This window comes from Streptomyces viridifaciens (genome assembly GCF_001888885.2).
In the GTDB taxonomy this organism is placed as follows: domain Bacteria; phylum Actinomycetota; class Actinomycetes; order Streptomycetales; family Streptomycetaceae; genus Kitasatospora; species Kitasatospora aureofaciens.
In genome coordinates this window covers 7,441,083-7,463,857 of record NZ_CP090841.1, presented here as the reverse complement: position 1 = coordinate 7,463,857, position 22,775 = coordinate 7,441,083, and the positions used below count along the sequence as shown (strand labels likewise).

At 72.8% G+C, this 22,775-nt stretch carries 27 protein-coding genes and 1 riboswitch; of the genes, 13 read left to right on the top strand and 14 right to left on the bottom strand.

Annotated elements, in window-relative coordinates; genetic code table 11:
* Positions 1–19: 19 nt before the first annotated feature.
* Positions 20–1,057, top strand: a complete 1,038-nt coding sequence (locus tag BOQ63_RS40645; RefSeq protein WP_043480361.1) for a zinc-binding alcohol dehydrogenase family protein — start codon at positions 20–22, stop codon at positions 1,055–1,057.
* A 20-nt stretch (positions 1,058–1,077) separates the two neighbouring features.
* Here the strand turns inward: BOQ63_RS40645 and BOQ63_RS40640 are convergent, their stop codons facing one another.
* Entirely contained in the window at positions 1,078–1,803 is a 726-nt protein-coding gene (locus BOQ63_RS40640) for a hypothetical protein (protein ID WP_072655980.1), read from the bottom strand.
* A gap of 66 nt (positions 1,804–1,869) precedes the next feature.
* Positions 1,870–2,574 carry a metal-dependent hydrolase gene (locus BOQ63_RS40635; protein WP_030279197.1) on the bottom strand — a complete coding sequence of 235 codons (705 nt, stop codon included), beginning with the start codon at positions 2,572–2,574 and terminating at the stop codon, positions 1,870–1,872.
* 380 nt (positions 2,575–2,954) lie between these two features.
* Between BOQ63_RS40635 and BOQ63_RS40630 the strand changes: the two genes are divergently transcribed.
* The 4 genes from BOQ63_RS40630 (at position 2,955) to BOQ63_RS40615 (ending at position 6,442) form a co-directional block, all read left to right on the top strand.
* Positions 2,955–3,536, top strand: a complete 582-nt coding sequence (locus tag BOQ63_RS40630; protein WP_030550318.1) for a hemerythrin domain-containing protein — start codon at positions 2,955–2,957, stop codon at positions 3,534–3,536.
* A 102-nt stretch (positions 3,537–3,638) separates the two neighbouring features.
* Positions 3,639–5,066, top strand: coding sequence for a glutamate decarboxylase (gene gad, locus BOQ63_RS40625; RefSeq protein ID WP_030550316.1), 1,428 nt, complete (start codon positions 3,639–3,641; stop codon positions 5,064–5,066).
* 32 nt (positions 5,067–5,098) lie between these two features.
* Positions 5,099–5,968, top strand: coding sequence for a class II glutamine amidotransferase (locus BOQ63_RS40620; protein WP_030279190.1), 870 nt, complete (start codon positions 5,099–5,101; stop codon positions 5,966–5,968).
* A 207-nt stretch (positions 5,969–6,175) separates the two neighbouring features.
* Entirely contained in the window at positions 6,176–6,442 is a 267-nt protein-coding gene (locus BOQ63_RS40615) for a hypothetical protein (protein WP_030279188.1), read from the top strand.
* Between the two features lie 289 nt (positions 6,443–6,731).
* Here BOQ63_RS40615 and BOQ63_RS40610 read toward each other — a convergent pair whose 3' ends face one another.
* The gene (locus BOQ63_RS40610) at positions 6,732–7,751 is read right to left on the bottom strand and encodes a YdcF family protein (protein ID WP_232790734.1); all 1,020 of its coding nucleotides are present in this window, start codon (positions 7,749–7,751) and stop codon (positions 6,732–6,734) included.
* On the bottom strand, positions 7,748–8,047 hold the full coding sequence (locus tag BOQ63_RS40605) for a hypothetical protein (RefSeq protein WP_141763641.1): 300 nt from the start codon (positions 8,045–8,047) through the stop codon (positions 7,748–7,750). Before BOQ63_RS40605 ends, BOQ63_RS40610 begins: the two co-directional genes overlap by 4 nt.
* A 160-nt stretch (positions 8,048–8,207) precedes the next feature.
* On the opposite strand from BOQ63_RS40605, the gene BOQ63_RS40600 reads away from it, so the two are divergent.
* The gene (locus BOQ63_RS40600) at positions 8,208–8,657 is read left to right on the top strand and encodes a helix-turn-helix transcriptional regulator (RefSeq protein ID WP_078867059.1); all 450 of its coding nucleotides are present in this window, start codon (positions 8,208–8,210) and stop codon (positions 8,655–8,657) included.
* A 116-nt stretch (positions 8,658–8,773) separates the two neighbouring features.
* Here BOQ63_RS40600 and BOQ63_RS40595 read toward each other — a convergent pair whose 3' ends face one another.
* From BOQ63_RS40595 to BOQ63_RS40585, 3 genes are all read right to left on the bottom strand, one after another.
* Complete coding sequence (locus tag BOQ63_RS40595) at positions 8,774–10,273, bottom strand: bifunctional phosphatase PAP2/diacylglycerol kinase family protein (RefSeq protein ID WP_072655979.1); 1,500 nt, start codon at positions 10,271–10,273, stop codon at positions 8,774–8,776.
* A 139-nt stretch (positions 10,274–10,412) separates the two neighbouring features.
* Positions 10,413–11,435 carry a YihY/virulence factor BrkB family protein gene (locus tag BOQ63_RS40590; protein WP_046385404.1) on the bottom strand — a complete coding sequence of 341 codons (1,023 nt, stop codon included), beginning with the start codon at positions 11,433–11,435 and terminating at the stop codon, positions 10,413–10,415.
* A gap of 120 nt (positions 11,436–11,555) precedes the next feature.
* On the bottom strand, positions 11,556–11,726 hold the full coding sequence (locus BOQ63_RS40585) for a hypothetical protein (RefSeq protein WP_030279177.1): 171 nt from the start codon (positions 11,724–11,726) through the stop codon (positions 11,556–11,558).
* A gap of 282 nt (positions 11,727–12,008) precedes the next feature.
* On the opposite strand from BOQ63_RS40585, the gene BOQ63_RS40580 reads away from it, so the two are divergent.
* Positions 12,009–12,998, top strand: coding sequence for an aldo/keto reductase (locus BOQ63_RS40580; protein ID WP_030279175.1), 990 nt, complete (start codon positions 12,009–12,011; stop codon positions 12,996–12,998).
* Between the two features lie 141 nt (positions 12,999–13,139).
* Here the strand turns inward: BOQ63_RS40580 and BOQ63_RS40575 are convergent, their stop codons facing one another.
* Positions 13,140–13,928: a phytanoyl-CoA dioxygenase family protein gene (locus tag BOQ63_RS40575; RefSeq protein WP_072655978.1), complete on the bottom strand. Its 789-nt coding sequence runs from the start codon at positions 13,926–13,928 to the stop codon at positions 13,140–13,142.
* A gap of 118 nt (positions 13,929–14,046) precedes the next feature.
* Positions 14,047–14,196 (bottom strand): hypothetical protein, encoded by a 150-nt coding sequence (locus BOQ63_RS40570; protein WP_454131398.1) that lies wholly within the window; start codon positions 14,194–14,196, stop codon positions 14,047–14,049.
* A gap of 90 nt (positions 14,197–14,286) precedes the next feature.
* On the opposite strand from BOQ63_RS40570, the gene BOQ63_RS40565 reads away from it, so the two are divergent.
* Positions 14,287–14,556 (top strand): TetR-like C-terminal domain-containing protein, encoded by a 270-nt coding sequence (locus BOQ63_RS40565; RefSeq protein ID WP_499504828.1) that lies wholly within the window; start codon positions 14,287–14,289, stop codon positions 14,554–14,556.
* A gap of 100 nt (positions 14,557–14,656) precedes the next feature.
* On the opposite strand, the gene BOQ63_RS40560 is transcribed toward BOQ63_RS40565, so the two are convergent.
* Positions 14,657–14,800, bottom strand: a complete 144-nt coding sequence (locus tag BOQ63_RS40560; RefSeq protein WP_167395855.1) for a hypothetical protein — start codon at positions 14,798–14,800, stop codon at positions 14,657–14,659.
* A gap of 57 nt (positions 14,801–14,857) precedes the next feature.
* On the opposite strand from BOQ63_RS40560, the gene BOQ63_RS40555 reads away from it, so the two are divergent.
* Both BOQ63_RS40555 and BOQ63_RS40550 read left to right on the top strand, forming a co-directional pair.
* A complete protein-coding gene (locus BOQ63_RS40555; protein ID WP_072655977.1) occupies positions 14,858–15,058 on the top strand; it encodes a hypothetical protein in 201 nt (66 codons plus the stop codon).
* A gap of 238 nt (positions 15,059–15,296) precedes the next feature.
* The gene (locus BOQ63_RS40550; RefSeq protein WP_360466189.1) at positions 15,297–16,901 is read left to right on the top strand and encodes a sialidase family protein; all 1,605 of its coding nucleotides are present in this window, start codon (positions 15,297–15,299) and stop codon (positions 16,899–16,901) included.
* 86 nt (positions 16,902–16,987) lie between these two features.
* On the opposite strand, the gene BOQ63_RS40545 is transcribed toward BOQ63_RS40550, so the two are convergent.
* Positions 16,988–17,479: a DUF3995 domain-containing protein gene (locus BOQ63_RS40545; RefSeq protein WP_051746582.1), complete on the bottom strand. Its 492-nt coding sequence runs from the start codon at positions 17,477–17,479 to the stop codon at positions 16,988–16,990.
* 194 nt (positions 17,480–17,673) lie between these two features.
* Between BOQ63_RS40545 and BOQ63_RS40540 the strand changes: the two genes are divergently transcribed.
* Together BOQ63_RS40540 and BOQ63_RS40535 are read left to right on the top strand one after the other, a co-directional pair.
* Positions 17,674–18,180 (top strand): RNA polymerase sigma factor, encoded by a 507-nt coding sequence (locus BOQ63_RS40540; RefSeq protein WP_030279163.1) that lies wholly within the window; start codon positions 17,674–17,676, stop codon positions 18,178–18,180.
* On the top strand, positions 18,177–18,689 hold the full coding sequence (locus BOQ63_RS40535) for an SRPBCC family protein (RefSeq protein WP_143174866.1): 513 nt from the start codon (positions 18,177–18,179) through the stop codon (positions 18,687–18,689). Before BOQ63_RS40540 ends, BOQ63_RS40535 begins: the two co-directional genes overlap by 4 nt.
* A 36-nt stretch (positions 18,690–18,725) precedes the next feature.
* On the opposite strand, the gene BOQ63_RS40530 is transcribed toward BOQ63_RS40535, so the two are convergent.
* From BOQ63_RS40530 to BOQ63_RS40520, 3 genes are all read right to left on the bottom strand, one after another.
* Complete coding sequence (locus BOQ63_RS40530; RefSeq protein WP_030279159.1) at positions 18,726–19,439, bottom strand: IclR family transcriptional regulator; 714 nt, start codon at positions 19,437–19,439, stop codon at positions 18,726–18,728.
* 215 nt (positions 19,440–19,654) lie between these two features.
* Positions 19,655–19,797, bottom strand: a riboswitch (SAM riboswitch).
* 47 nt (positions 19,798–19,844) lie between these two features.
* Complete coding sequence (locus tag BOQ63_RS40525) at positions 19,845–20,150, bottom strand: CGNR zinc finger domain-containing protein (protein ID WP_499504945.1); 306 nt, start codon at positions 20,148–20,150, stop codon at positions 19,845–19,847.
* A 170-nt stretch (positions 20,151–20,320) separates the two neighbouring features.
* Positions 20,321–21,106 carry a class I SAM-dependent methyltransferase gene (locus tag BOQ63_RS40520; protein WP_030279158.1) on the bottom strand — a complete coding sequence of 262 codons (786 nt, stop codon included), beginning with the start codon at positions 21,104–21,106 and terminating at the stop codon, positions 20,321–20,323.
* A 292-nt stretch (positions 21,107–21,398) separates the two neighbouring features.
* Between BOQ63_RS40520 and BOQ63_RS40515 the strand changes: the two genes are divergently transcribed.
* Entirely contained in the window at positions 21,399–22,595 is a 1,197-nt protein-coding gene (locus tag BOQ63_RS40515; RefSeq protein WP_030279156.1) for a hydroxymethylcytosylglucuronate/cytosylglucuronate synthase, read from the top strand.
* The last annotated feature ends 180 nt before the right edge of the window (positions 22,596–22,775 follow it).

The window sequence follows — 22,775 nt, the reverse complement described above, 5'->3', positions numbered from 1 at the left end:
GTGGATTAGGCTGGTCGCCATGACCCACGAGACCCGCGGCGCCACGATGCCCGCCGTCGCCTACCGCCGGAGCCTGCCGATCGACGACCCCGAGAGCCTGGTGGACGTCGAGCTGCCGGTCCCCGAGCCCGGCCCGCGGGACCTGCTGGTCCGGGTCGAGGCCGTGGCCGTCAACCCGATCGACTGCAAGGTCCGGCGCGGCACCGACCCGGGCGGCACGCCCAAGGTGCTGGGCTGGGACGCGGCCGGCACCGTCGTCGCCGTCGGCGCCGACGTGGAGCTCTTCCGGGTCGGGGAGGAGGTCTACTACGCCGGGGCCGTCGACCGCCCCGGCGCCAACTCCCGCTACCACGCCGTCGACGAGAGCCTGGTCGGCCGCAAGCCCGCCTCGCTCTCCTTCACCGAGGCGGCGGCGATGCCGCTGACCTCGCTCACCGCCTGGGAGGGCCTGTTCGACCGGCTCGGGCTGCGCACCGGCGCACCGGAGCAGACCGGCACCCTGCTGGTGACGGCGGCCGCGGGCGGGGTCGGCGCGATGGTCGCCCAGCTGGCGCGCGCCCTGACCGGACTCACCGTGATCGGCACCGCCTCCCGCCCCCGGACCGCCGCGTTCGCCCGCCGCATGGGCGTCGACCACGTGGTCGACCACACCGAGCCCCTCGCCCCGCAGCTCGCCGAACTCGCCCCCGGAGGCCTCGACCACGTCTTCAGTACGGTCGGGACGCAGCGCAACCTCCCCGTCTACGCCGAACTGCTCAACCCCTTCGGCCGGATCGTCGCCATCGACGACGTCGACACCCTGCCGATGGGGCTGCTCAAGCCGAAGAGCATCGCGTTCCACTGGGAGTCGATGTTCACCCGCTCCCGCTTCGCGACCCCGGACCGGGCCGGGCAGCACCGGATCCTCACCCGGGTGGCACACCTGGTGGACGCCGGCGTGCTCCGCACCACCGCCATCCGCGACCTCGGGCCCGTCAACGCCGCCAACCTCCGTGCGGCGCACCGGCTCCAGGAGTCGGGCACCACGATCGGGAAGACGACCCTCACCGGGTTCTGAGCGGCCGCCGTCCCGCCCCGTCACGCACTCGGCGGGTTCCGGTCCAGGTAGCGCAGGCCCTGTTTGAGGTACGCCCGCGGGTTGGTGGTCAGATGGCGGGCCCAGGCGGGCTTGGCCTCGCCGCGCCGGTGGGCGTAGCAGGCCAGGGCGTAGCCGAACATCCGCTCGCTCAGGTAGCCGAGCCGCGTGTACGACCAACCATGTTTGTCCTGGCTGTAGTTGAAGGCGGAGTTGGCGGTGAAGATGCCGAGTCCGAAGTGGACCGTCAGCAGGTCGGTGAGCGGCTCGTGGTCGTGCCGGTCGGCGGGGATGCGCTGCTCGTCGAGGAGGCGGACGTGCCCCAGCTCGTGGGCGACGGTGGCGACCAGGGCGACCGGACGGGCGGCCTGGCGCTGGTCGACGGCGATCACCGGCCGCCCGTTCTCGCGCCGGTAGTGCCCGGCGGCGTAGCGGGACCGCCTGGCGAGCCGGAGGTCCGCGACCATGGCGTCCTCGCCGTCGTCCGGCTGGATCTCGATCGTCAGCCGGTTGGGCGCCACGTCCAGGTACCCGCAGATCTGGGCGATCACGCCCCGGATGTCCTCCTCGGAGCCCCGGAACGGCCCCGGGAAGTACTCCCCGGTCGGCAGCACCGGCGCGCGGTCCAGCACGGCACGGCCGAATTCGGCCGCCAGCCAGGCCATCGACTCCTCGATCCAAGCCCGTTCGTCCGGCCCGACCGGGCACTTCGGCGAGAACAGCGCCATGACACCCCCGAGTGATCACGGCCATCATGCCATTGGCTGACGGGCCGCCCACATCGGTGGCTGAGCTCAACCCGTGGCCAGGCGCGGGGCGAAGGCCGAGAACCACAGGGCCGCGAACGTGGCGACGGTCATCACGGGCACGAAGAACCGGGTCTCCAGCTTCCCCCCGGTCCGCCGGATCAGCACGAGCTCGAAGCGCCTGCGGCAGGGCCAGAACAGGGGCGCGCCCCGGCGGGTCAGGCAGTCGCCGAGCAGGTGGCTCAGCGTCCCCAGGCAGACCGTGTAGGGCAGCCAGACGGCGATGCCGGTGAACCAGGCAGCCACCGTCGCCGTCCCGACACCGGCCAGACCGACGGAGGTCACCCATGCCGTCAGCCCGCGCCCCGGCGGGTGCAGGTGCAGGGCACGCGCCGCGAGAGCGAAGAGGACGAAGGTGAGACCGAGGGTGAAGCCGCCGCCGAGGCGGGTGACGCCCATCCAGGTGCCCCAGCTGGTGAGCGCCACGAACAGCAGCGAGTGCGTCGCATGGCGGTGGCCCCCGCACAGTCGGCCCACCACACGGCACAACCCCCTCGACAGCGGACCCAGCAGGTGCGCGGGCGTCGCGTCGTGGTGGTCGAGGTCCGGCAGCAGCGCGGCCCCGGCACAGAGCAGCGTGCCGACCAGGACCTCGCTCGGCCGCGGCTGCGCGCCCAACAGGGCCTCCGGCAGGAACGGCGCGGTGGCCGCGTAGAGCAGTGCCCCGCTGATCGCATGTGACTGACCCAGCATGTCGCCCCCCTTCTCCGTCCCGCTGCCTCGCGCCCCGCCCGCTCCGACCGCCACCCGGGAGCCCGACAGGGACCCGTCTGCTACCCGCCCAGCCCCCGCCCACTCCTCCGCGGCCACGCACCGCCGGGCCACGGGCGCTGGTGGTCGCGCGGCAGGCCTCGAGCGGGCGGAGCGGCGGCGACGTGCTCAAGCACACCGGGTGGGAGTTCCTCGACGGTGAGCCGTCGGGCCGGGCTCCGACGCACATCGCGGCGGGACTCCCGCGTTGCGCGACCGGATTCCTCCGCACGGGACGGCAAGCTCGGACGGTGGCAACAGCGTGCCGCCGGGTTTTCGGGGGTACGCGGTGCACCTGACCGCAACCGAACGTTGGGAGAGCCATGCCGAAGGACGTCATCGAGCTGATCACCGCGGACCACCGCGAGGTCGAGAAGCTGTTCGATCGCTTGCAGGCGGGCGGTGCGGACCGGGTCGCGGTGCTCGACCGGGTCGGCGCGCTGCTGGTCGCGCACTCGCGGGCCGAGGAGGAGCGGGTGTACCCCGTCGTCGCGAAGCGGGCACCCGGTGAGAAGGACCAGGTGGCGCACAGCGAGGACGAGCACGAGCAGGCGGAAGGACTGATCAGGCGGCTGCAGGCCACCGATCCGGGCTCCGAGAAGTTCGACTCCCTGGTCACCGAGCTCGTCGAGGCCGTCCGGCACCACGTCGAGACCGAGGAGTCCGAGGTCCTGCCCGCGCTGCGGGAGGCGGTGGACAGCAAGCAGTTGCACGAGCTGGGCGGGAAGTTCCGCGAGCGGCGCGAGGAGGCACTGGCCGAGGCCGAACGGGAAGCGGCCGAGCGCCGCCGGGGTGGCGAGCCGACCAAGGACGAGCTGTACCGGCAGGCCCAGGAGGCGGAGATCTCCGGACGCTCGAGCATGACCAAGCAGGAACTCGCCGACACCCTGGAACACCAGGGGTGACCCACCCCGTGCTGCGGCCGGGGCAGCAGGGCCCGGGCCGACGTACGACCCCCGGCCGCGCGGTCGAGCAGCGGTCCCCGACGAAACGAAAGGACGCCGAGAATGCCGCTCAAGCGAGCCCAGGAGCACCACCACATCAGCCGCGACCTGGAACTGAACCCGGTCTTCAGCCGTGAGCCCGTAAAAGTCCCCCGGTACGCCCTCCCGAAGAGCGAGATGGAGCCGGAGACCGCCTACCAGCTGGTGCACGACGAACTCATGCTGGACGGCAACGCGCGGCTGAACCTGGCGACGTTCGTGTCGACCTGGACCGAGCCGCAGGCGCTGCGTCTGATGGGCGAGTGCGCCGAGAAGAACATGATCGACAAGGACGAGTACCCGCAGACGGCCGAGCTGGAGACGCGCTGCGTGCACATGCTCGCCCGGCTGTGGAACGCCCCCGACGCCCACCGGGCGGTGGGCTGCTCGACCACGGGTTCCAGCGAGGCGGCGATGCTCGGCGGACTCGCGCTCAAGCGCCGCTGGCAGCACCGCCTCGCAGCGGACGGCACGACGGCGAAGCCGAACCTGGTCATGGGCATCAACGTGCAGATCTGCTGGGAGAAGTTCGCCGACTACTTCGACGTGGAGGCCCGCTACGTCCCCATGGAAGGCGAGCGCTACCACCTCTCCCCCGAGGCCGCGGTCGAGCTGTGCGACGAGAACACCATCGGCGTCGTCGCGGTGCTGGGCTCCACCTTCGACGGCAGCTACGAACCGGTGGCCGAACTCGCCGCCGCGCTGGACGACTTGCAGGAACGCACCGGCCTGGACATCCCGATCCACGTCGACGGCGCCTCCGGAGCGATGATCGCCCCGTTCCTCGACCCCGACCTGGTCTGGGACTTCAGGCTGCCGCGGGTGGCCTCCATCAACACCTCCGGCCACAAGTTCGGCCTGGTCATGCCCGGGGTCGGGTGGGCGCTGTGGCGCGACGAGCAGGCCCTGCCCGACGACCTGGTCTTCCATGTGAACTACCTGGGCGGCGACATGCCCACGTTCGCGCTCAACTTCTCCCGCCCCGGCGCCCAGGTCGTCGCCCAGTACTACAACTTCCTGCGCCTGGGCTTCGACGGTTACCGGCGGGTGCAGCAGACCTGCCGCGACGTCGCCACCCGACTGGCGGGCGAGATCGCCGGACTCGGACCGTTCGAGCTGATCACCGACGGCAGCCAGACCCCCGTCTTCGCCTTCCGGATCCGCCAGGGCATCGACGCCTTCAGCGTCTTCGACGTCTCCGCCGCGCTACGCGAACGCGGCTGGCTGGTGCCCGCCTACACCTTCCCCGAGAACCGCACCGACCTGGCGGTCCTACGGATCGTGGTCCGCAACGGCTTCAGCCACGACCTCGCCGACCTGCTGCTCGCCGACCTCAAACGCGTACTCGAACGCCTGGAGCACCAGAGCGGGCCGCAACGCAGCGCCGACGACGCGGGCGGCTTCGCTCACGGAGCCGAGACCAAGAACCCCAAGCGGCCCGGACGGCACTGACACCCCCGCACTCCCAGGAGAGGCAGGACCCCATGTGCCGCTTGTTCGGCATGAGCAGCGCGCCCCGGCGCAGCCGCGCGACGTTCTGGCTGCTGGACGCCCCCGACAACCTGAGCGACCAGAGCCGCCGGGAGCCCGACGGAACCGGGCTCGGCTACTTCACCGCCGACGGGACGCCACAGGTGCACAAGGCCCCCGTCGCCGCGTTCCAGGACCGCGCCTTCGCCGAGGACGCGGCGACGGTGGAGTCGGCGACGTTCCTGGCCCACATCCGCTACGCCTCCACCGGAGCCCTGCGGGAGTCCAACACCCATCCCTTCGAAATGAACGGCCGACTGTTCGCCCACAACGGGGTGATCGAAGACCTGGACCGGCTCGACGCCCACCTGGGCGCGGACCGGTCACTCGTCAAGGGCGACACCGACTCCGAACGCTTCTTCGCCCTGGTCACCCGGGAAACCACCGCACACGGTGGGGACGTCACTGCCGGAATCGTGGCCGCCGCCCGCTGGACGGCCCGCCACCTGCCCCTCTACGCCCTCAACATCGTCCTCGCCACGAGCGACCAGCTCTGGGCGCTGCGGTACCCGGACACCCACGAACTACACGTCCTCGAACGCCGGCCCGGCGGGCACCACGGCAACCGCCAGCTGGACCACGCCGGCGCCGCCGGACGCATGCGCGTCCACTCCGGCGACCTCGCCCGGACCCCGGCGACGGTGGTCGCCAGCGAACGCATGGACGACAACCCGCACTGGCTGCTGATGGAGCCCGGTGAACTCCTGCACGTCGGGCCCGACCGGGCGGTCACCCGCCGGATCGTCCTCCCGCAGGAACCCGCCCACCGCCTGACCCTCGCCGATCTCCACCCCACGGCCGCCGCCTCCCAGCAGGCGGCCTGAGGCCGCCGCCGGCCCCACCCGGCAGTAGCCGGCGCGACGCACCCCGCGCCGTGAAGTGGCCTCTTCGGTGACTTCGCCCCCCGACGGCCGATTCCGCCGATCGAGGAGACCGTGCCCGAACCTCGCGCCGATCCCGTGTAGGGCGCCCGCATCCGGGCAGTCGCCCGGACAGCTGTGCACACCCCTTCAGAGCGGAGAGTCGTTCTCATGATCATGGAGAAGCTGCACAAGGCCGGAGTGAAATCCGAGCACGCCTACATGGCCGGCCTGGCCTCCATCGGACTGTCCTTCGTCTCCTGGATGGTCTCCGTCAAGGCCGAGGCCGCCGGCGTGGAGCGTGCCGACCGCTGGGGCATCTTCGTGGGCGAATGGGCGCCCACGTTCTTCTGCATGGGACTCGCCCTGTCCCAGTACGAGCGTGACGACAACCCCGTCTACGCCAACGACCCCAGGGTCACCGCCACCACCACCTGAATCGGACGGCACGGTCCCGCGCCCGTAACGCACCCGGGGCACACCGCCCCGCGGCCGGGCCGCGGCGACCGAACGGCGTCGGCCACCGGACCGCGACCCGGACGTACCGCCCGGGAGCGGCGCGGGGCCGACGCCGGCCGTGTGTGAACACCAGGGAGGGTCCGGGGGTGGGGTGGGGCCCGCGACGCCGAGGTGCCGGTACCCGTCCGCCCACGGAGGCCGGCATCGCCGACGGTGCCGCGCACGGGCGCGGGCGTCGCCGAGCCCCCGGCGGCCCGGCCCCTCCGGCTCAGCCGGACCGGCCCGCCCGGACCCCGGCCGCGGCCAGCACCGCGCACACCGCCAGATTCGTCAGCGGGTAGGCCGCCAGGACAGCCACGAACTCCCGCAGGGTCGCGCTGGGCCGGTAGTAGGCCGCGGTCGGCGCGCCGTGTGCCTCGCCCGGGACCCCGGCCCGGCGCGCGAGGATGGCCGCTCGCAGCGAGTGGAAGTCGTTGGTCACGATGGCGCAGCGGTAGCCCGGGCGGATCCGCTCCATCAGCTCCCGGCTGAACGCTACGTTCTCCCCGGTGTTCGTCGAGGCGCTCTCCTGGAGGATGTGCGTGCCGGGGACGCCCCGCGCCATGAGGTAGTCGGCCATCGCCTCGGCCTCGGATACGCGCTCGTCCGAGCCCTTGCCGCCGGAGACTACCAGGGTCGGGGGCCGTCCTTGCGCCGCCTGGCGCCGGTACAGGGTCAGGGCCTTCTGGAGTCGCGAGGCCAGGAGCGGCGGGACGGTGGATCCGTCCGCCAGTCCGGCGCCGAGGACGACCACGAAGTCGACCGGGCGGCGTGCCGTGACCCGTTGGTAGAGCACGGCGTAACCGACGAAACAGAGGAAGAGGAACCCCACGTAGCCGGCCACCAGCAGGGCAGCGGTTGCCGCGGCGCGCAGCGGCCCGTGCTCGGTGCGTGCGGCGACGACCGCGAGCGCGAGTGCGGCCAGGACCGCGAGGCCCGCCAGTGGGGACAGGAGGTTGGCCGGGCGACCGCCTTCGGCGCGGACCATCCGGATGCCGTTGGCCATCAGGGCTCCGGCGACGGCCGTCGCGCCCGCCACGGCCGCGACGCCGGTGGCGCCCGCCACCGCCTGGGCCACCGGGCGGTGGAAGCGGTCGAGCACCAGGAAGGAGCCGGCGAACACCAGGACGGTGCACAGGCCCAGGAGGACGCCGTTGCCGAAGCGACGCCGGTCATCGCGGAAGCGCCGTGCGAAGAGCAGCAGGAGCAGAACGGCTGCGAGAAGGCAGAGGAAGGGGAGCAAGGTCACTGCGGCTCCTGGCAGCAGGTGGTGGGGCGCCGGCTGCCGCCGGTGTCCGGGGCTCGCGAACACGGCAGTGCGATGCGCTCCAGGTCCGCCCACAGGTCCTGGGCCCGCTCACGCAGTCCCACCACCGTGGAGCTGCCCGCCTCGACCGCGCTGAGGTAGGCGTCTATGCCGGTCACCGCGTGATACACCTGCCGACGCAGCGGCTCCACCCGCGCCGCCTCCTCGCCGTGTTCGCATGGCGACCCGACCCGCTCGGCCAGCAGGAGCCTGAGCCGCTCCAGCCCTTCCCTGCTCATCGGATCCACGTCCACCATCTCCGTACGAGAGCCGCCGCACGGATCGCCATGACGATCCGCGTTACCTTCACTGTTCGCCGATCCGCCAGACATGTCAACCAATGCACGAATCCATTGTCATGTTTCAGCGGTCATGAAACAGGAGTCTTATCGTGGATACATGAACGACGCAACGGCGGCCGAGCGGCAGTGGACCTTCCTGACCAACCACGCCCGGGTCCTCGTCCAGATAGCCCGCGACCCCGGCATCCGGGTGCGCGACATCGCCACCCGCTGCCTGCTCACGGAACGCGCCGTCCAGCGCATCATCACCGACCTCGAACAGGCCGGATACCTCAGCCACGAACGCCGCGGCCGCACCAACCACTACAGCGTCCTCGCGGGCAAGCAGCTACGCCATCCCGCCGACGCCGGCCCCACCGTCGCCGAACTCCTCGCCACCCTGCTGCGGACACCCGGCGACGGGCAGCACCACCCGGCTCCCGCCGTGCCGGAACCTGCCGGCCCGCGCTCACCGGATCAGGTCGACGGACAGCAGGGTGACGGACTGTCCCAGGGCCGCCCGACGGGCGCGGACCGCCTTGACGGTGCCGTTTCCGGTGCCCAGTAGCGTCCAGCCGGTGGCCGTCGCCGGCGGTCCGCCCGAGCGCCGAGCCGGGGCGCCGGCCGCCGCCGGGCCGGCGGGGCGCGGGGAGCTCCTCCCGCGGTGGCACCGCGGAGAGGCGCTCAGGGGATGGCGGGACGTTCGGGCCGGTAGACGGTCAGAGCGGCGGTGACCTTGGACAGGCGCAGCCGGTCGGGGGCGGGGAAGGCCTCGCCGTCGACGGCGAGGTTCCGGACCTCGTGCAGATCGCTGAGGTCGAGGGCGGCCAGGCGCGCCTCGCGGTAGACGCGGGAGGTGGCGAGGGTACCGGTGAGGAAGGCGAGCAGGAGGCGGGTGCGGGCGAAGGGGTGGCTGCCGTCGACGGCGCGGATGTCGAGCCGGCCGCCGTCCAGTGAGGTGCGGTGGGTGGGCGCGAAGCCGGGTGGGTCGTAGGTGCCGTTGCCGGCGAAGAGCATCCACAGGGTCCGCGGGACACCGGAGACGGTCAGGCGTACGGGCTCGGCGCCGGCCAGGACGCGGACGAGAGCGACGGCGAGGGCGGGCCACTTGCCCAGGCGCCTCTCCAGACGTTCGCGGACTCGGACGAGTTCGGGGTAGATCCCGATGCTGAAGGTGTTGAGGAACAGCTGCCGGTCGCCGTGGTCGCCGGTGGCCAGTGCGACGTCGACGGCGCAGGCACTGCCGGCCTTGACCGCGTCGGCGGTGGCGCGCAGGGTGTGAGTGCCCAGGTCGACGGCGAAGTGGTTCAGGGTGCCGCCGGGGAACACCGCCAGTGGCAGGCCTTCCCGGGCGGCGACGGCCGCGGCCAGGTTGACGCTGCCGTCGCCGCCGCAGATGCCCAGCGCCCCGTCCGACGTGACGGCGAGTGCCGCGGCCTGGTCCAGCAGCGCGGCCAGGTCGTCGCCGTCCGCGCACAGCCGGATGTGGGCGTCGGGGAGTTCCCGGCGCAGTTCCTCGACGGACCGCTCCGCGCTGTCGGCCCCCGTGAGGGCTCCGGAGCCCGAAGCGCCGTTGACGACGAGGTACAGGCCCTCACCGGTGGGCAGGGCGGGCGCCTTGACCACGGGAGCGGCCGTGCTGGCCGGGTGGTCGCTGCGACGCGGCCACCAGCGCAGGGTGAGCGCTGCCGTCCCCGCCCCCAGAGCGGCCCCGGCCAGGACGTCGCCGGGATAGTGGACACCCACGTAGACGCGCGAGGCCATCACCGCGGCGGCCACGGGAGCGGCGATGGCGCCCAGCAGCGGCGATTCGATGGCGAGGGCGGTGGCGAAGGCCGCAGCCGAGGCGGAGTGCCCGGAGGGGAAGGAACTGGTGGCGGGCTGTTTGAGCAGCCGCCGTACGACGGGCACGGGGTCGAGGGCGGGGCGGGGCCGGCGGGTGAGGCCCTTGGCGGCGACGTTGGCGAGAGCGGAGGCGAGCAGGAGGGAACCGGCTCCACGCAGGGCGGCCCGCCGGGCGGTCCGATTGCCGGTGGCGCCCAGCAGCGCCGCGCCGGTCATCCACAGCTTGCCGTGATCGGCGGCGCGGGTCAGGCGGGAAAGCCACGGGTCGGTGCCGCGCAGGCGGCGGGACGCCACCCTGACGAACAGCCGGGCGTCGAGATCGTTCAGGGCTTTCCTCATGCGAAGCGGTCCTTCTGGTCGTGCGGGTAGCGGGTGGGGATTGCCGGGCTCGCCCGGCGGCACGTCGGCACGTCGGCAACGCGCGTCGGCGGTCGGGCCCGACGCGTCATGAGGGGCGACGCGGTGGTTCAGCGGTGGTTCAGCTGTCCGCCGGAGAGGGAGGACGGCCGCCGTCGCCTCGCTGCGCTCCGGGTGGGGGGAAGTCCACGCGGATCTCCTCGTCGGGCTTGTAGGCGGCGGCGGTGGCGTAGGAGGTGTAGGCCCGCCGATCCGCCCGGGTCAGCGGGGCGTGATCGGCGAAGGGCGCCGTGATGCCCCGGGGCCACAGCCCCCGGGTTCGCACTGCCGCGCTCTCCGCGCAGACGACGAGCGTGAGCGCGCCGAGGTAGATCCACGCCATCAGGCCGAGCACCATGCCGAACAGCCCGTACGTGGCCGTCGCCCCGCGCAGTTCGTGCCCCACGTAGTAGGTACCGACCAGCAGCAGCGCCTGCCAGGTCAGCGAAGCCGCCAGGGCTTCGGGCCACAGCAGGCGCACCCGGAGCCGGCTGTTGGTCAGGAGCTTGAAGCCGGCCAGCAGCAGGGCGGTACCGACGGCGACCGACAGCGGGACGGCGGCGATCCGTACGCACCGGTCGATCCAGGCGGGCCAGCCGTGTGCGGTGGCGGTGAGGGCGGCCAGGACCGTGGAGGCCATGACCGCGACGGCGAGGACTCCCAACAGGGCGAGTCCGCGCAGCCGGGCGGTCAGCGCGTTCGGGCGGCTGTGCTGCGGGACGGCCCACACCGTGTTGAAGGCGTTCTGGAGCGCCTGCGCCACGCCCAGCGCGCCGTAGAGGCTGCCGGCGATGCCGACGGCGAGCGCGAAGCCGCTGCCCTGGAACGACCGGATGTTGTGCTCGATCTGGTCGCCGATCACCGGGAACTGACTGAGGGCGGAATGCAGCACCTGCTGCTGCAACTGGGCGTCGCCGTGCAGCGCGAATCCCAGCACGGCGACGAGGAGCAGCAGCATGGGGAACAGGGACAGGAACCCGTAATAGGTGATCAGGGCGGCCATGTAGGTGCCCTGATCGTCGATGAACTTGTACACCACCGCGATCGTGAGACCCGCCCAGCGGTGCCGCCGCTGGTAGTCGTCGAGTCCGTCGAGCACGCTCATGGACCACCCGTTTCGGACGGAGTGCGCGGACAGGGGGAACGCGTGCCGCCCGGGCGACGCGTCGAGCCGCGGCCCCGGGTGTCACCGCACCCGGGGCCGCCGCTGCGCCGATTCCGGTGCTCACCACCGGTACCAGCGGCGTCGGCCGCCGGCATCGTCAACGGTGCGGACCACGAAGCCCAGGAGCCACACCGCCAGGACGAACAGCGCCACCCACCACAACACCTTCACCGCGAAGCCGAGACCGAAGAGCACGACGGCGAGCAGCAGTACGAGCAGAAGGGCACCCATGGGTCTGTCATCTCCTTGGTCCGTCTACTGGGGACGCTCATGCTGATGACCCGATCGGCGGGAAACATGCCTCCGAATCGGCGCGCGGATGCGGACGCCGAGCGTCCGTCGCCGGGGCGCCCCGCCGGGGACCTGTCTGCGGCCGTGCCGGTCCGCCGTCGGACGGCGCGGGCCCCGTATGGTCCTCTCCCAGGGCACGCGGCCCGGCCGGTGCGCCCGGAGCGGGGCGTCGCAAGAGCGTCGGGCCGCGGGAAGGACGAACGGGAAAGGCTGGCACGTCACATGCAACAGCGCAGTCTGCGGGACCTCCAGGTGTCGGCCATCGGCCTCGGCTGCATGGGGATGTCCGCCTTCTACGGCACGGCCGACCAGGACGAGGGCGTCGCGACCATCCGGCGCGCCCTGGAACTGGGCATCACCTTCCTCGACACGGCGCAGGTCTACGGACCGCTCACCAACGAGTCCCTGGTCGGCGAGGCCGTCCGGGGACACCGTGACGAGTACGTGATCGCCACGAAGTTCAACTACCGGATGGACGGCGCGGTGCCGGGCGACATGTCGACGGTGGGCCGCCAGGACGGCTCCGCCGAGCACGTCCGCAGTTCCGTCCACGGGTCGCTCGCGCGGCTCGGCACCGACCGCATCGACCTCTACTACCAGCACCGGGTCGACCCGGCCGTGCCCATCGAGGAGACCGTCGGCGCGCTCGGCGAACTGGTCGCCGAGGGCAAGGTGCGGTACATCGGGCTGAGCGAGGCGAGTGCCGAGACCATCCGCCGCGCCCACGCCGTCCACCCGGTCACCGCCGTCCAGAGCGAGTACTCGCTCTGGACCCGGGACGTGGAGGCCGAGGTGCTCCCCGCGTGCCGGGAGCTCGGAATCGGCTTCGTGGCGTACTCCCCCCTCGGCCGAGGCTTCCTCGCGGGCCGCTTCAGCTCCCCGGACGAACTGGACCAGGACGACTTCCGCCGCGGCAACCCGCGCTTCACCGAGGCCAATCTGGCGGCCAACCTCCGGCTCGCGCAGAAGGTGAAGCAGATCGCCGCGGAGAAGGACGTCACGCCGGCCCAACTGGCGATCGCCTGGGTACTGGCCCGCGGCGAGGACCTCGTGCCGATCCCCGGCACCAAGCGCCGGACCTACCTGGAGCAGAACGCGGGCGCGGTCGACGTCGAGCTGACGGACGAGGAACTGGCGCGCATCGAGGCCGAGTTGCCCGAGGCGGCGGGCGAGCGCTACGACGAGGACGGGATGCGGGCGGTGAACCGCTAGGAGCGTGTCCCGGTAACCGGCAACCCGCGTGCGGCCTGTGATCCGCCGGCCCCGAGGGTCGCACTCCCTGATCCGGTGGACCGGCTGCACCTGCCGGGGGCGGCCGCGCGGACGGGGCTCGGCGGGACGGCCCTCGGTCCGTCAGGAAGCGTGGCCCGGGGTGTCCCGGCCCAGGCCCTGGCGGATCGCGGTCTCCACGGGCGAGTACGCGCCGTCGGCCCGTTCCAGCTCGTACGGCTCGGCCGTCATCAGCGGCGGCTGGGCCATGAAACGCGGCCGCAGCCCGTGATGCGGCTGGGCCGCGTGCACCAGGAACGGATGGCACAGGAAGACGTCACCCGGGGAACCGGTGGCGAGCGCGATCGGCCGGTGCTCGGACGCCGCCACCAGATCGGGCGCGAGGGTCAGCCCGCTCGCCCCCTCCTCGCCGTACTGTGCCAGGACCTTCGGCACGTCCAGGTGTGAACCGACCCGGATCCGGGTCGGAGCGTCGTCCTCCCCGACCTCGCTGAACAGGAACAGCATCAACAGCGCCCGGCCCTTGGAGCGCAGGTTCGTGAAGTACCAGTTCTCGCCCTCCGGCAGGTAGCTGCCCTCGATGTGCCAGCCCGCGTCGTCCGGCTCCTCCTGGTGCGGGAAGCGCAGCGGGAACGAGCCCAGCGAGTAGCGCGGCTCCCAGCGCCCCCCGCCGACCAGCAGGTCGTACGCGCGGTGCAGCGAGGGCGAGTTGGGTGCGGCGGCGAACGGTCCCTGCGCCATGCCGGCCACCCAGTGCACGGGCTGCGTCCACGTCGACGGGTCGTCCGGGTCGCAGCCGGTCTCCCGCCACAGCAACCGTGCGCAGTCCGCGGCCACACGCGGCGCGACGGCGCCCTCCAGCTTCACGAAGCCGTCGCGCAGGAAGGAGGAAATCAACGTCGTGTCATCCATGGCCCCATGGTGCGGCGACACGGCTCCCCCTCGCCCGACATTTCCCGTACCGCCTTTGTCGGGCGAGCACCGGGCCCCGTTCCGCCGGCGGCGGCGACCGCCGGCCCCGGGCCCGCGGTCAGACGAAGAAGGCGTTCATGCCGGGGACGTCGGACAGGTAGGTCTCGATGTCGGCGATCCTGCCGTCGCGAAGGCGGCAGACGGTGGCCAGGTACTCGTCCAGGACCGCGTCCGGGCGCTGGGCGGTGTTGTGCAGCGACAGGGCCATGTTGTCGCGGCTGACCAGGACGTGCAGCAGCTCGAAGGAGACACCGTAGGAGGCGATCTTCCGGGCGCGTTCGATCGCGGCGTCCCCGCCGTGGAGTTCCGGGCAGAGGTCTCCCCCGACATCGACGAGCGACGCAGCGGCCGCCGAGAATGCCTGCAACGCGCCACCGCCGGCCTCGACACGGTCCTCGAGGCCTCCCGCGCCCGGGGGGAGACGCCTCCCCCGCTCGAACGGCTGCTCGACCGGATCGTCGCCCCGCTCTACTTCCGCGTCGTCTTCTCCGTGCCGAACACCGACGAGGCCTACGCGCGCGCCCTGGTCGCCGACCTGGTCGGCGATCCCTCCCGGCCGCCACGCTGACGGCCCGCGGTGACCGGCGCGGCGGTGAGGTTCACCAACCGCCACCTGCCCGTCCTGCTGGACCGACTGGAGGAGGTCTACGGACCGGACCGCACCGTGGTCACTCGCCGCCCTCGCCGGCTTCCGCATCCCGGCCGGCTTCCACTGGCAGGAGGTTGAACGGCCGTCGCCCCGCCCGGCAGGACGGGCCGGAGCCGTAGGGGTCGCCGACCTCGCCCTGCTGCTCGACCCGATCACCCTGCACCCGACGCTCCACGGCACCGGCCGGACGGCGGACGACGAACCGGTCCCGCTGGTCGGCATGGTGCCGGTCGACGCCGAGTCGGCTCAACTACTGGCAACACGCCCGCAGTTCGGCATCCCGGCGGGCCCGTGGGCGCACCTGGCGGCGCTGGCCGCCGAGGTGAGCCGGGACGGCGGGCTGTTCTGGTGGCACGACTGGGAGCAGTCCGCCACCTCCCTGCGGACCGTCGAGCGTGCACTGTCGGAGGGCGGACGGTAGGTCCCTCGCGCCGGAGCGGTTGTCGCACCGGCGGCCCCCTCCCACCGGAGGTAAGTCGTACCGGCGGCCGGTGGGGCGGTGTCGCGACGGTAAGAAGCGTGTCCCGACCGTAGGCGCGGCACCCGGGCCTGGATAGACTCGCGCGGCCGACCGAACATCAACTCCAGTTCGGTACCGGAACAGCGCAGCACCACCCGGGACACCAGGCAGTTTTCCGCCGACGACCATGGGGGTCTCCATGCAGTTCCGCACCAGAGCGTCGCTCGCCACCGCGGCCGCAGCGCTCGTCCTCGCCGCCGTCGCGGGCGGCGCACCCGCCGGTGCGAGTACGACCGATGGGAACACGGACGGCGCGGGCGCGACGCATCCGCCGCTCGCCCTGATCTCGCCCGGCGATCCGTACGCCACGTGCGACCTCACGGCGGACGGCCCCGGCACCAACTACCCCTCCGCCGAGGACGAACCGTTCGCCGCCTCCAACCCGCTCGACCCGGCCGACACGATCACCATCTACCAGCAGGACCGCTGGTCCAACGGCGGTGCCCGCGGCCTGAGTTCGAGCTACACCACGGACGGCGTGCACTTCACCCAGACCGCCCTGCCGTTCACCCACTGCGCGCCGGGCGGGCTGGCCTACCAGCGGGCCTCCGACGGCTGGGTGAGCTTCGGCCCGGACGGCACCGCCTACGCCAGCGCCCTGGTCTTCGACGCCACCACGCCGCGCGGCGCGGTGGCCGCCGCCACCTCGACCGACGGCGGCCGCAGCTGGCAGCACGTCGCCGAGCTGATCAGCGACAACGACCCGGCGATCACCGACGACAAGAACGCCGTCACCGCCGACCCGGTGCACCCGGGCGTCGCCTACCAGGTCTGGGACCGGGTCGACCAGGTCACCAGCCCGGCACCGTACTTCGACGGGCCGGGCTACATCTCCGTCACCCGTGACCACGGCCGTACCTGGAGCCCGGCCAAGCCCTTCGTCGTCACCAGCACGACGCCGAACACCCAGACCATCGGCAACCAGATCGTGGTCGACCCACGGACCGACACGCTGTACGACTTCTTCGACTCGATCACCTTCACCGACGGGACCGCCACCACCGTCAGCGACGTGCACTTCGGCATGGTCACCTCCACCGACCAGGGACGGACCTGGAGCCAGCCGGTCCGGGTCGCCGCCGACACCTCCGTCCCCGAGGTCGACCCGAACGCGCCCGCCGACGCCACCAAGTCCCTCCGGGCCGGTGCCGGGCTGCCGAGCGTGGCCGTCGACCCGCAGACCGGCGAGCTCTACCTCGCGTACGAGGGTTCGGAGTTCACCGGCGGCCAGTACGACGCCGTCCAGCTGGTGCACTCCACGGACGGCGGCCGGACCTGGAGCGGCCCGACCCGGATCAACCAGGCCCCGGGCGCCCCGGCGTTCACCCCTTCCATCACCGTGACCGCCAACGGCACCGTCGCCGTCAGCTATTACGACCTGCGCTACCTCACCGCGGGCAACACCACCACCCTGCCCACGGCCGCCTGGCTGCTCAGCTTCCCGCGCGGCGGCGAGGACAGCCCGGTCGAGCGGCAGATCTCGCCGGTGTTCGACTGGCTCCAGGCACCCTTCGCCGGCGGCCACTTCCTCGGCGACTACCAGTCACTGATCAACGACGGCCGCCAGATCCGGCCGGTGATGGTGACCGCCAACGCCGAGCCGCTGAACGCCACCGACGTGTACAGCGGCCGCTTCCAGCCCGGCACCCTGCGCAGCCCGGCCGCCGGCGCGCCAAGCGCACGGGCGGCGCGCGCCGCGGCGCCCGTCGCCGCCCCGCGCGCCGTCCAGCACCTGCGGCGCTGACCCGGTCGGTCCGGTTGGACGGACGGCGTCCTGCGGCTCCTGCCCCTTGAGGCGGAACCGCAGGACGCCGTTCGGGTTCCGGTGGCTCAGGCCCGCACCGCCCCCGCCGGCGCCGTGCCCGCAGCCGTCGTCACCGCGGCGGAGACCTGCCACGCCGCCCGGCCGAGCAGCAGGCACAACGGGGTGTAGAGCGCCAGGTTGAGCCAGTAGAAGGTGTCGCCCGGGTCCGCCCAGGCGCCGGTAACCCAGACCAGTCCGACCGCGCCGCGGGCGAGCAGTCCGCACGCCACCGCACGGCTCCCCCAGCGCGGCAGAACCGCAGGCAGCCGGCGGGCGAGGGCCGGCAGCCACCCGCCCCGAACCAGCACCAGCGTCGCCCCCGAGAAGAGCATCCCCGCGAGCGGCACCAGCCCCTGCGGGGTGAACGGCACCTGGGTGTTGAGCACCAGCTGCGAGAGCCGGGTGGTGCCGTCCACCGGCCAGGTCCGCCCGGTGGCCCAGTAGAGGTGGACCAGGCCGTCCACCGCCAGCACCGCGCCGACCGCGGTGGCCCTGCTGCTGATCTTCGTCGACTTCATGCCGTCACCTCACGGGGTCTCAGGACGCTCGAACACCCGAAGGAGCACCCCGCCGACCGATCCGTTCCTGTGACGGGGAACACTTGCCCGGGGCGGAATCCGCAGGGAACGTTTCGCCGCTCCGGGCCCTCCCTCTACGGACCCCGGTCGCCCGACGGACGACCGACAGCAGAGGAAAGAGCGGAGACAGCACCATGCAGGAGCCACCGCCCGGCCTCGCCGAGCTGGTGAGATCCGCCCAGGGCGGCGACCAACTCGCGGTCGGCCGGCTACTGGACCTGATCACCCCGTACGTCCGCCGGCTCTGCGGCCCGATCGCGCTGGACGACGGCGCCGACGCGACCCAGGAGGCGCTGATCGTGGTCTTCCGCAAGCTGCGCCAACTCCAGGACCCGGCAGCGCTGTACGGCTGGGTCCGCGCCATCGCGGTGCGGGAGGCGGTGCGGTGCGCCAACCGGGCGGCGCGCTCGCGGCCGGCCGAACTCGGCGAGGTCCCCGCACCAGGCGATCCCCAGCTCGCCGCGGACATCCGCGACGTGCTCTCCCGGCTCTCCCCCGCGCACCGCGCCGTGCTGCTGATGCGCGACCTGGAGGGACTGGACGAACGACAGACCGCGGCGCTGCTCGCGGTCGCGCCCGGGACGGTCAAGTCCCGGCTCTCGCGGGCCCGACTCAGCTTCCGAAAGGCGTGGCAGCAGTGACCGAATCCCCGACGCCGATGCCGCAGTGGCCCGTCGCCGACTTCGACCCGGTCCGGCGGCTGCACGTGATCGCCGCGACCGCACCAGGGGCGGCCCGGATCGGCGAGACCGTCCTCGGCGCGCCGTTCGAGCGGGTCTGGGCGCTCGCCCAGGACCTGGAACGCACCATGCCGCTCTGGATCCCCGACGTCCGCACGGTGCGGCTCGACCGCCCCGCACCTTCCGGTTCGCTGCCGACGACTTCGCTCCGGGCCCGGATCCACGGCCACACCCGGCTCCGGGCCACGTTCGGGATCGACCTCGCACCCGGCTGGTGCCTGATGCAGAGCCGCCTGGTGCTCGGCGGGATGGCGGCCCGCCCGGAGACCGACCGCACCACCCGCTTCGCCTTCCTCGGCGGCCTCCGGTTCCCCGGCGCCCGCCTCCTCGCCCCCGCGCTGCGCCCGTTCACCGGGGATCCGTTGGCGCGGTTCGCCGCCCTGCTCGAGGAGGAACAGGACGAGGAGTAGGAGAGGAGCCGGAGCCCCGGAAGGCCGGAAGGCCGGTCAGGTCCTGTTGAGGGCTTCGGTGAGCCGGGCCGCCGCCTCGACGACGGCCCGGGAGAGCTGGGCCCCGGGGTGACGGGTGAGCCGTTCGATCGGGCCCGAGACGGACACCGCCGCCACCACCCGGTTGGACGGGCCGCGCACGGGGGCGGACACGGAGGCCACCCCGGGCTCGCGTTCCCCGATGGACTGGGCCCAGCCGCGACGCCGTACGCCGCTGAGGGCGGTGGCGGTGAAACGGGCTCCCTGCAGGCCGCGGTGGAGCCGCTCGGGCTCCTCCCAGGCCAGCAGCACCTGGGCCGCCGACCCGACCTTCATCGGCAGGGCGAGGCCGACCGGGACGGTGTCGCGCAGCCCGAACAGACGCTCGGCGGCCGCCACGCAGATCCGCACCTCGCCCTGCCGGCGGTACAGCTGGGCGGTCTCGCCGGTGAGGTCGCGCAGGTGGGTGAGGACCGAGCCGGCCGCCGCCAGCAGGTGGTCCTCACCGGCGGCGGCCGACAGCTCGGCGAGTCTCGGACCGAGGACGAACCGGCCCTGCACGTCCCTGCCGAGCAGGCGGTGGTGTTCCAGCGCGACGGCGATCCGGTGGGCGGTCGGCCGCGCCAGGCCGGTGGCGTCGACGAGCCCGGCCAGGGTGGCCGGGCCGGCCTCCAGCGTGCCGAGGATCGAGGTGATCTTGTCGAGCACGCCGACGCCGCTCGTGTTCTCCATGTTCTCCATGGACGGGTACTCCAGTCTCGAATCCCGTGAGCCGCGGGTGGGTCTGGGTCCGGCTCACGGACGCTCCGGTGGGGTGGGGAGCGGGGTGGTCAGCGAGGACGGGCCTGCGGAAGCGGCCGATTGCCTGCGCCGGACACGAGACGGGTATGCGGAAGGGCCGGGGCGGGAAGCGCCCGGGCGAAGGACAGCACAGAGAGCACCGTGTCTCCTCATCTTTCCCGCGCCACGTTGGCGACAGGCCGGAGTTGGCACTGAACCCGGACGGCATGGCGCGTACTTCGGACGCCGGGTCGACCGGGGAGTTGCCGGGGCTTCGTAGGGCCGGTCCCTCCACCCCTCTGGATGATTCGCGACGAACCATACAAGACTTCCTGGGCGCCCCGCCAAACTTTTCCCTCACCCGCGCAACCGGAATCCCACCGGGAGGTCAGGGCTGAGAGTGCCCCCATCAGTCGCCGTGCGCTGCCGCCGGCAGTGCCGGGCCACCCGGGCACGGTCGCCGCAGGACGGCTTGCAGTACCCCTGCCGCCCATGGCTCTTCACGGAGTAGCGCACGCACCGGGGCGCGGTGCAGGCGCGCAACTGTTCGCGCTGCGGACCGCTCAGGGAGTCGGTGGCAGCGCACGGGCCAGGGCGAGTTGACGGGCGTCCGCCGGACTCGGCGGAGCGGGGCCGAGCACTCGACGGCCACTGCCCACGCACCACTGACGGCGCTCTGGCTCCCCACCTGGGCTCCCCACCTGGACCGCCCTCGTCGAGCGCGCCTCGCAGATGCCAGGACGCTCCCGCTTCAAACGCGCGACGGCCAGGATCACGGCCGTGGTCTTCCTGGCCTCGGCACCCGGACCGCCGTGACGTGACCGAGAAGGAGATCAGACCTCGGCACGGCGGACGATCAGCATGTCCTGGGTGTGGCCGATGGCGTAGCCGCCGTCGGGCCGGGCAAAGTGCTGCTGAACGTAGGCGGCGAGGGCGGCCCGAGTCGGGCGGGCGTCGAGGGTGGCGAGGTCCGCGACGTTGACCATGAACTCGGCGACGTCGACGGCTTCGGTGAGGTGGGGCGTGCGGTAGTGGAGGGCGAGGGTCTCCAGGGCGTAGTCGTGGGCCGGATGCTGGGCGCGCAGGCGGTCGAGGAGGGGGCGCAGGTCGTAGCGGACGCCGGTGAAGTGGGCGGCCATCCGCATGCAGGGGCTGTCGGGGTTCTGCAGGACGATCAGCATGGCGCCACCGGGGGCGGTCCAGCCGAGGGCGCGGGCGACGGTGGGGAGCCAGTCCGGTTGCGGCACGTAGTAGAGCACGTGGGAGAGGTGGACAAGGTCGGCCGGCTCGGGCGGGGCGGCGCGGTCCAGCGGGTGGGGGATGACCAGGGCGTCCGGGCAGGCGGCGGCGAGCTTCTCGCGCATGGCCGCGCTCGGCTCGACGGCGATCGTGCGCTCGAAGTGGCGGGCGAGGTACGCGGTGGTGCGGCCGTCCCCGGCGCCGAGGTCCAGCAGGACCCGGCGGTGCGGGAGGGACGTGGCGATCTCGCTCAGCCGGGCGTGGGTGCGGGGCTTCTCGTCGGTGCCCGCGAGGAAGAGGTCGAAGGCCCGGCGATAGTCGGTGCCCGAGGTCTCCAGTACGCGCACCGGGTCGGCGTCGGCGGTCGTCGGCTGCTCCATCGGGCGGTCCTCTCGTGTGGTGTGCCGTCGGCGTTCGGCCGGGTCTGGCCCCATTGCAGCCCGGTACGGCGCCCGGGCGCCGCAGGGACGTTCCTGCCCGCGTGTTGCGCGAACGGCGAGCCGGCCTCCTCGATCCATGGAGCGCATTTCGTCAATTGGCGAGCGGAAGGCTTCACCTTGTGGGGTGGTTAGCTTTCGATTTTCCGTAGGCAGTCGAACCAAACGTGGACGCCTGGCCTGGTACGAATACGGAACGACAGGAAATCGCGTGCGGGCGGGGGAGTTGACACGGATGAGGGCGAAGGCGGAGACCCGGACGGTTGCCGTGGCCGGGGTGGAGTTCGGCTGGGGCAGTTCGGGGAAGTTGAGCGCGGTGCTGTCCGCCCTCCGGGGCACCGGGGGCCACCGGCTGAGATTCATCGGGCTGGCCTCCGGGCTGGGGAGATCGGTGCTCGCCGAGCAGCCGGTGGAGCGCTGGTTTGACCTCCCGGACCGCTCGAACGCGGAGCTGAGACGGATCGTCCAGGCGCAGCGCGTGGAAGCGGCGCTGGTGGTGCTGGACGGCGGGTTGGCGAAGGCACTGCGGGCCTGTGGGGTGCCGGTGGTGTTCGTCGACAGCCTGCCGTTCCTGTGGACGGACGGCGACCGCCCCGGCCTCCCGCTGGACGCCGAGGTGTACTGCGTCCAGCGGTGCGTGGAGCTGCCGCGGGAGGGCGCCCGGGTGCTGGCCGACGTGCACCACCTCCGCTGGGTGGACGCCGTGATCGCCGACGGCGGAGTCGCGCGCGGCACCGCGCCGACTCCGCACCCCCGGCGTGCCCTGCTCAACCTCGGCGGCCTGCGCGCGCCCCAACTCGCCGACTGGGCCGACTATCCACGGCTGGTCCTGCCTCCGGCCCTGGAGGCACTCACCGCGAGCGGAATCACCGAGGTGCACATCGCGGGCAACCTGCCCGCCTGGCTGGCGGCGCAGTTGGTGGACTCCTGCGCGCATCCGGCCACCACCACGGTCGGTGCCCTCCCCCACGAGGACTTCCTGGGCCGCCTCGCCGAGTGCGACGTGCTGCTCACCTCCCCTGGCCTGACCACCCTCCTGGAGGCCGGGCAGCTCGGGACTCCCACGCTCTGCCTGCCGCCGCAGAACCTCAGCCAGATCTTCAACGGCCGGTTCCACAGCCAGGCACTCGGCACCGATGTGCGCGTCCGCTGGCCTGCGGCGGTCTTCGACGAGGACGAGGCACTGGCGCTGCGCACTCACGGCGTGGACAAGGCCCTCGACCTGATCCACGGCGGCATCGCCCGCGCCGCCCACCTCGGCCGCCACCGGACGGCGACGGCCGTACGGCAGGGGTTGGTCGAGAAGCTCAGACGCCTTTCCGACGGGGCCGGGCCCGACACGCCCGGCCCCGACTGGACGGCGATGACGCGGTCGGTCGGCACCGCCGGTGCGGCACAGGTCGCCGACGCCTTGGTCCAGCTCCTGGTCTGACCCACGGAAGGAGGAACCTCCCGGCCCGGCGGATCACTCCGACGGAGGAGCTGGTGCGTGTCCCCGCGGTGGTCGAGGCCGTTCCCAAGATCGGTGTCGGCGACTCGGGCTCCGGGTGGTGGGCGCCTCCCTACCCGGCACCACCCCCTGCCTCCCCTTTCGACGACAGGAGACCACGGC

Bases quoted from the DNA above. Each gene is read 5' to 3' on its own strand.
- BOQ63_RS40580 (WP_030279175.1), top strand. From the start codon at position 12,009: ATGCAACAGCGCAGTCTGCGGGACCTCCAGGTGTCGGCCATCGGCCTC.
- BOQ63_RS40630 (WP_030550318.1), top strand. From the start codon at position 2,955: ATGCCGAAGGACGTCATCGAGCTGATCACCGCGGACCACCGCGAGGTC.
- BOQ63_RS40595 (WP_072655979.1), bottom strand. From the start codon at position 10,273: ATGAGGAAAGCCCTGAACGATCTCGACGCCCGGCTGTTCGTCAGGGTG.
- BOQ63_RS40605 (WP_141763641.1), bottom strand. From the start codon at position 8,047: ATGAGCAGGGAAGGGCTGGAGCGGCTCAGGCTCCTGCTGGCCGAGCGG.
- BOQ63_RS40515 (WP_030279156.1), top strand. From the start codon at position 21,399: ATGAGGGCGAAGGCGGAGACCCGGACGGTTGCCGTGGCCGGGGTGGAG.
- BOQ63_RS40550 (WP_360466189.1), top strand. From the start codon at position 15,297: ATGCAGTTCCGCACCAGAGCGTCGCTCGCCACCGCGGCCGCAGCGCTC.
- BOQ63_RS40620 (WP_030279190.1), top strand. From the start codon at position 5,099: ATGTGCCGCTTGTTCGGCATGAGCAGCGCGCCCCGGCGCAGCCGCGCG.
- BOQ63_RS40640 (WP_072655980.1), bottom strand. From the start codon at position 1,803: ATGGCGCTGTTCTCGCCGAAGTGCCCGGTCGGGCCGGACGAACGGGCT.
- BOQ63_RS40570 (WP_454131398.1), bottom strand. From the start codon at position 14,196: ATGGCCCTGTCGCTGCACAACACCGCCCAGCGCCCGGACGCGGTCCTG.
- BOQ63_RS40530 (WP_030279159.1), bottom strand. From the start codon at position 19,439: ATGGAGAACACGAGCGGCGTCGGCGTGCTCGACAAGATCACCTCGATC.
- BOQ63_RS40545 (WP_051746582.1), bottom strand. From the start codon at position 17,479: ATGAAGTCGACGAAGATCAGCAGCAGGGCCACCGCGGTCGGCGCGGTG.
- gad (WP_030550316.1), top strand. From the start codon at position 3,639: ATGCCGCTCAAGCGAGCCCAGGAGCACCACCACATCAGCCGCGACCTG.
- BOQ63_RS40520 (WP_030279158.1), bottom strand. From the start codon at position 21,106: ATGGAGCAGCCGACGACCGCCGACGCCGACCCGGTGCGCGTACTGGAG.
- BOQ63_RS40600 (WP_078867059.1), top strand. From the start codon at position 8,208: ATGAACGACGCAACGGCGGCCGAGCGGCAGTGGACCTTCCTGACCAAC.
- BOQ63_RS40540 (WP_030279163.1), top strand. From the start codon at position 17,674: ATGCAGGAGCCACCGCCCGGCCTCGCCGAGCTGGTGAGATCCGCCCAG.
- BOQ63_RS40615 (WP_030279188.1), top strand. From the start codon at position 6,176: ATGATCATGGAGAAGCTGCACAAGGCCGGAGTGAAATCCGAGCACGCC.
- BOQ63_RS40585 (WP_030279177.1), bottom strand. From the start codon at position 11,726: ATGGGTGCCCTTCTGCTCGTACTGCTGCTCGCCGTCGTGCTCTTCGGT.
- BOQ63_RS40575 (WP_072655978.1), bottom strand. From the start codon at position 13,928: ATGGATGACACGACGTTGATTTCCTCCTTCCTGCGCGACGGCTTCGTG.
- BOQ63_RS40645 (WP_043480361.1), top strand. From the start codon at position 20: ATGACCCACGAGACCCGCGGCGCCACGATGCCCGCCGTCGCCTACCGC.
- BOQ63_RS40635 (WP_030279197.1), bottom strand. From the start codon at position 2,574: ATGCTGGGTCAGTCACATGCGATCAGCGGGGCACTGCTCTACGCGGCC.
- BOQ63_RS40555 (WP_072655977.1), top strand. From the start codon at position 14,858: ATGGTGCCGGTCGACGCCGAGTCGGCTCAACTACTGGCAACACGCCCG.
- BOQ63_RS40590 (WP_046385404.1), bottom strand. From the start codon at position 11,435: ATGAGCGTGCTCGACGGACTCGACGACTACCAGCGGCGGCACCGCTGG.